The sequence below is a fragment of the uncultured Brachyspira sp. genome, from assembly GCF_944390595.1.
Classification (GTDB): Bacteria; Spirochaetota; Brachyspiria; order Brachyspirales; family Brachyspiraceae; genus Brachyspira.
Window position 1 is genome coordinate 1 of the sequence record NZ_CALXRN010000002.1, and the last position, 6,256, is coordinate 6,256.

Consider the following 6,256-nt stretch of genomic DNA (forward strand, 5'->3'; position numbering starts at 1 on the left):
GATAAATTTATTTCTTCAAGATTTTCCAAACTATAAATAAAATTCGGTATTTCATCAAAATCATTATACATAAACCAAATTCTTTTTAATGATTTTAATTTAGAAATTTCATCTAAAAATAAATTACAAGGCAAATCATATAAATCAAGCTCTTCAATATTCTCTAATTCTTCTTTACTTCTTGGAAAATTTTGTATTTCTAAATCCGAAGCCCAAGAAATAATTTTATTAAAATCTTTATCTGACAGCATAAAATAAACTATACTAAAAATTTTTAAGTTTGTCAACCGCGAGCTGCTACCGTAGGTATGCTTCGCAGCACCTTCCCGCACGGTATTGCATATTCTTATCAAAAGTCCGCTATACGTGAGGCTGATTACTTATTATTGTACAAATATAAGTTTTGATATTACATTTAAAAATATATTTTGCTACTATGTGCTAATATTTTATATTATTTATAAATTTTAATTACGTTTAAAAATAATCAAAAATTGACAAACTATAGTTGTTTAGGTATATACTAAAATAATTTTAAATTGTCAAAATAATATATATTTCTTAATTTAATTAATAAGATTCTTCACTTCGTCCCAGCTTAATTTATTTATGTCTCCCATAGAATCGCCTACTACAGTATCAATCAGCAAACGCTTTTTATTCTGAAGTTCAAGTATCTTCTCTTCTATAGTACCTCTTGTTATGAGCTTATAATTAGTTACAACGCGTTTCTGCCCTATTCTGTAAGCTCTGTCGGTAGCTTGATCTTCAACAGCCGGATTCCACCATAAATCATAATGCATTACAGTGTCCGCCTGAGTAAGAGTAAGCCCTGTACCTGCTGCTTTAAGGCTAAGTAAAAATATAGGTGCTTCTCCGGCATTGAATCTATGAACTAAATCCATTCTGTCCTTTGTAGCTCCGTCCAAATAAAAATAATCTATTCCTAGTTTCTTGAAAGCCGAACGCATAAGATTAAGCATTCTAGTAAATGAACTGTATACCAATACGCTATGTCCGCCTGAAATAGCTTCTTTTATCATCTCTATAAACATATTAAACTTACCGCTTGTATGACTTTCACCGCGTAAATCTTCATGCATTAGTCTTGGGTGGCAGCATACCTGTCTTAATCTTGTTAATGCTGAAAATATTTCTATATGTGATTGAGCAAAACCTTTACGTTTAACTGTTTCAAATATTTCTATTCTAGCCGCTTCAAGTATAGACATATAAAGTTCTTTTTGATCTTTTGTTAAATCGCAGTAGCTTACAACAGTATGCTTTGGAGGTAAATCTTTTAAAACATCTGTTTTTAATCTTCTTAATATAAAAGGTGCTATTCTAGTTTTTAAATTGTCCAATGCCTCATTTGAACTATCCAAACCTGCAAGTATAGGAGCTTCATAATCTTCAACAAAGTCCTTATGCTTGCCTAAAAATCCAGGCATAAGAAAATCGAACATTGACCACATCTCGCTTATGCTGTTTTCTATAGGCGTACCGCTTAAAGCAAGTCTTTTTAATGATTTTAAACTCTTTACCATTTTGGCATTCTGAGTATTAGCATTCTTTATATGCTGTGCCTCATCAAGTATAAGATAGTTAAACTCATTTTCACTAAGTGCTTTTACATCGCGTCTTAATGTAGAATAAGATATAACTGCAACATCATAATTGCTTACAGCCCTGATTTTTTTCATTCTAGTTTTTAAATTACCTGATAAAACTATAACATCAAGTGAAGGAGCAAATTTTTTAATCTCGCATTCCCAGTTAGCAACGCATGAAGTAGGAGCAACAACTAATGAAGTGAGTTTATTGCCATTTTCTTTTTCTTTTAATATTGTAGCTATAGTCTGAAAACTTTTACCAAGTCCCATATCATCGGCAAGTATACCGTTTAATGACATATCAGCCAATTTTCTAAGCCATTTATAACCTACTAATTGATAGCTTCTAAACTCTCCAACTATATCTTTAGGAGGAGTTTCATCATATTCAACACGCTTTATATTAGCTATGGTATCAACAGCATTATCATCTAAATCTAATTCTATACCGCTGTGTTTCTCAAGCATGTCGGCAAAATAAGGAGCACTGAACATAGGAAGCAAATATCTATTATCCTCTTTCTGTTCTATAGGATTTTCTTTAAACATCTTAGCTATATAATCAATTACTTCTAAATCTATAGGTACGAATGAACCGTTTTGAAGTCTTATATATTCTTTATTTTCAACCTTTACAGCTCTTACTATTTCTGATAAATCATGAAGTTCTTTAACTCCTTCAAATGAAAAATTAATCTCAAAGAAATTAATATCTTTAGTTAAAGAAACTCTCATTTTAAGAGGCTTAACATTCAATTTCAATGATTTAAAAGATTCACTATAATAACAAGTCCATCCTCTATCCTGAAGTGCAGGAAGTATTTTATAACATAAATAGAATATCTTTTCATCATCTGAAGTAGCAAATGTATAGTCCCCTACCTTCTCTAAATATTTTGATAAAGTTCTGCAGAAATATTCTTCTTTTTCAGTATCTCTGTAAATTTCAGTAACCTCATTATCAAACATATTGCTGCTTGTAAACTTTCCGGAATAAGGATCAACTGTAAAAGAACCATATTTAAACTTTATAGTAGAAAATACATTAGTTCCGTCATAATCCAAAAATACCAATGCCTGAGCAGGAAAAGCTAATATATCATTTTCTTTTATATCTTCAGGAAGTTCTATATTATCAAAATCTTTTTTAAGATTAGGAAGAACCCTTGAACAGAAATCTTTTATATAATCTTTTTTTACTACTATACTGTCTTTAAAAATATTCTTTTTTATTTTAGGGTATGAAGGATTAGTTTCATAAAAAATATCTTTATAAAGTACAAAACCGCAGTTCTCTCCGAATGTATAAACTCTATTTAAATCAACATCTTTTATACTTAAATTAAGCAGTAAATCTTTTTCTTCATTATAGTAACTTTCCAACTGTAAATTTAAAATTTCATCGCTGAATGTAATTACCCTGCTTTCAAGTCTTATATTTGGTATATCTTTCAAAAGCAATAAGCATCTATAAGCATCATAATCTTTAAACCATAATTTACCGTTTTCCTGTACATGTTTAGCCTCTGCGTATAAATTATTCAAAAATCTTATTAATTTAGCTTCTGACTTGCTGAAATCTTCAAGTTCTATTACTCTTTCATCATCTTCTATATTCTGCTTATCTCCAATAACACATGAAAATAAAAAGCTTTCAAGCTCTCCTACTCTGAATTCCTTTTTATTTTCTAAATCTATTAATTTTAAGGAAAGTCCTAAAGTTCTTTCATTATTGTTATCACCTCTTAAAGATAATAATACAGATAAACTATAATACTCCCTATAAAGATTATCTCTGTAATTATCCATTAAAGGAGATCTAGTATAATAAAGCCAATCTCTGCGGGAAGGATCCATTATTTCAGATGATTCTTCTTTTTTATTTCTATCTATTCTTTTATTATCGCTTTCTGTAATAACAACGCTGTTTGCTATAGTTTTAATTGATGCTTTTGCCAATTCATCATCATCTCTAGCATGAGCATTAAGATTTAAAAAAGGATTATCATTCTCTTTAATTTTCTTTTTAGACTTACCCCTAGTGTTCATTCTAATAACCTTACTATATTTTTACACATTATTTTAATGGCTTTTATAATAATAGAATTATAAATAAAAGTCAATATTATATATTGTATAAAAAAACATGATTTTTGTTAATATGTAAAAAGGAATAGTTTTTTATATATTATGATAACTAAATTATGTTAATATAGACCAAATTTGATACTATTTCTATAAAAATATGTTATACTATATAATTATAAAAAGGAATGAACCATGAAAAAAATAATCATTTTTTTAACAATTTTTATTGTATGTATATTTTCATACAATATATACGGATATTCATATGATGAAAAAATACAAATGGCTAAAAATTTGATTGAAGAACAATTCTCTAAAAATAAAGATATTTCTGGATATGAAGTAAAACTTGCATATAAAGATTCAAAAATTTTTACTTTTAAAATAGAAATTTCAGGCTGGAACAGTGAAACCTCAAGTATTGATGTATATAAAAACTATATGACTTTTTCGGCAGATGACGGCAGATATATTGCCATTAATGATATAGTAGACATAAATAATCAGAGTTTTGTCAATTTATTCAGAGCAAAAGAAAAACAAGAACAGAAAAAATTAGAACAGAAGGAAAATGATGAAGGTATTTATTATAATGTTGAAGATGTTAATATATCTGACTTTTCTTTCTATATAAAACAAAATGGCAGTATTGTATTCTCATATTATTTCAGCAGTACAATTTCTTTCACTAAAGAAAATATGGAAAGAAGTGAAGTAATGAATGAATATTATGTTGATATTCCTTTCACATTAAATGAAATAAGACCATATATAAAAAAAGGCTCTATAATAGAATATTTATTTAAATAAAATATATAAATATTTAGTATAGCTAAAATATATTTAAATCTTTTAAATAAGTTTTTGCATCATTATATCCCTGCTCTATTCTTTTTACAGCACCTTCTGGAGAGAAGTCCAAAACACCTTGAAAAAAATTACCTAAATCTTTAGAAGGATAAATTTCATAAATATCAACATTATCCTTCTTTTGAACAGGCTTTTTATAATCCAAATGAACAACTATTATATCCGTACAATTTTCATATCTATATAAAGGTTCTATAGGACAATCATCTGTATAACATCCGTCAAGATAGAATTTATCATCAATTTTTTCTGTTGGAAATACAGCTATAAGTGCAGAAGTAGCTAAAAGTATTTTCTTTATCCTATCATTAGAATTACCGTTTAATTTAAAATATTTAGGCTTTATAAAAAATGGAGCATTATACTCCGTACATGATGCATATATATTAAAATGATAATTTGATAAAAGATTAAGATCAATATATTTATCTATAACTTCAATCAATCCTTCTCTTGAGAATATACCGAACATAGAAGATTTATTAATTTTCAAATAATCTTTAATTTTTTTTGGCGTTAGAATTTTTGTTTCTATTTCTTCAGTCCAAACTTTTTGAGCTGCTTCATAATCATTCATAATCATAAGACAAGAATTCAAAGCCCCTACAGAATTACCGGAAATAGCAGAAACTTTATCATAAATACCAGACTCTTTTAAATATTTCCATACGCCTATATGATAAGCTCCTCTTCCTCCTCCGCCTCCTAATACAAGCCCCAATTTTTTCATTTTATCTCCATAAAAATTAGTGAAAAATATATATCGAATAATATATAAAAAAAATAAAATTTCAATAAAAATAATTATAATATGACAAAATTAATTAACATAATATTTTTTATATAAATTCTATAAAGCAATTTTTGTAATTACCGAAAATATAATATAATAAATTTATAATATAATGGAGTGTATTATATGGTACGTTCTTTATGGACAGCTGCAAGCGGTATGAACGGTATGCAGTTCAAAACTGATACTATAGCCAATAACCTTGCAAATGTTAATACTATAGGATATAAAAAAGTTAGAGCTGATTTTGAAGATTTAATATATCAAAACTTAAAAATACAAGGAACTCCTGCTACAGAAGATACTGTAACACCTGTAGGACTTCAAACAGGACTTGGTGTAAAAAGTGCTGCTACACAAAAGATGTTTGATCAAGGTTCTTTACAGGCAACAGGAAATAAACTTGATTTAGCATTAGAGGGAGAAGGTTTCTTCCAAGTATTAATGCCTGATGGAAGTGTTGCTTATACTAGAGATGGTTCTTTCAAAATTGATGCTAATGGTCAAATGGTTACTTCTAATGGATACAGATTAGTTCCAGAGATAGTATTCCCTGAAAATTTCTTAGTAGAGCAAATAAGCATATCAAGAGAAGGTGCTGTTTCTGTAAAAATAGGTGATGAAAATGATCCTGTTGAAATAGGACAAATTACGCTTCATAGATTCATCAATCAGCCTGGACTTCTTTCTATAGGTGATAATTTATATAAAGAAACTATAGCAAGCGGACCTGCTTTTGAAGGAGAACCTGGTGCTAATGGATTCCCAAGAATTCACCAAGGTTTCGTTGAAATGTCAAACGTTAAAGTTGTTGATGAAATGGTTGATATGATAGTAGCTCAAAGAGCTTATGAAATGAACTCTAAAGCAGTACAAACAAGTGATAACTTAC

Annotated in this window: 4 protein-coding genes and 1 pseudogene; 2 read left to right on the forward strand and 3 right to left on the reverse strand. The window is 28.3% G+C overall.

The features are described from left to right. Positions 1–287 (reverse strand): annotated as a pseudogene (locus Q0J90_RS00045) (hypothetical protein); the annotation flags it as partial. A 279-nt stretch (positions 288–566) separates the two neighbouring features. Next, positions 567–3,662, reverse strand: a complete 3,096-nt coding sequence (locus Q0J90_RS00050) for a DEAD/DEAH box helicase (protein WP_297275972.1) — start codon at positions 3,660–3,662, stop codon at positions 567–569. Between the two features lie 231 nt (positions 3,663–3,893). Between Q0J90_RS00050 and Q0J90_RS00055 the strand changes: the two genes are divergently transcribed. Continuing rightward, complete coding sequence (locus Q0J90_RS00055) at positions 3,894–4,511, forward strand: hypothetical protein (RefSeq protein WP_297275973.1); 618 nt, start codon at positions 3,894–3,896, stop codon at positions 4,509–4,511. Between the two features lie 22 nt (positions 4,512–4,533). Here the strand turns inward: Q0J90_RS00055 and Q0J90_RS00060 are convergent, their stop codons facing one another. Then, positions 4,534–5,301, reverse strand: coding sequence for a patatin-like phospholipase family protein (locus tag Q0J90_RS00060; protein WP_297275974.1), 768 nt, complete (start codon positions 5,299–5,301; stop codon positions 4,534–4,536). Positions 5,302–5,490: 189 nt separating this feature from the next. Here Q0J90_RS00060 and flgG point away from each other — a divergent pair. After that, the coding region (gene flgG, locus Q0J90_RS00065; protein ID WP_297275975.1) for a flagellar basal-body rod protein FlgG at positions 5,491–6,256 on the forward strand (766 nt) is incomplete at its 3' end.

What these genes read in the sequence shown, in the direction of transcription:
- Q0J90_RS00060 (WP_297275974.1), bottom strand. Translation starts at nt 5,301, where the DNA reads ATGAAAAAATTGGGGCTTGTATTAGGAGGCGGAGGAGGAAGAGGAGCT.
- Q0J90_RS00050 (WP_297275972.1), bottom strand. Translation starts at nt 3,662, where the DNA reads ATGAACACTAGGGGTAAGTCTAAAAAGAAAATTAAAGAGAATGATAAT.
- Q0J90_RS00055 (WP_297275973.1), top strand. Translation starts at nt 3,894, where the DNA reads ATGAAAAAAATAATCATTTTTTTAACAATTTTTATTGTATGTATATTT.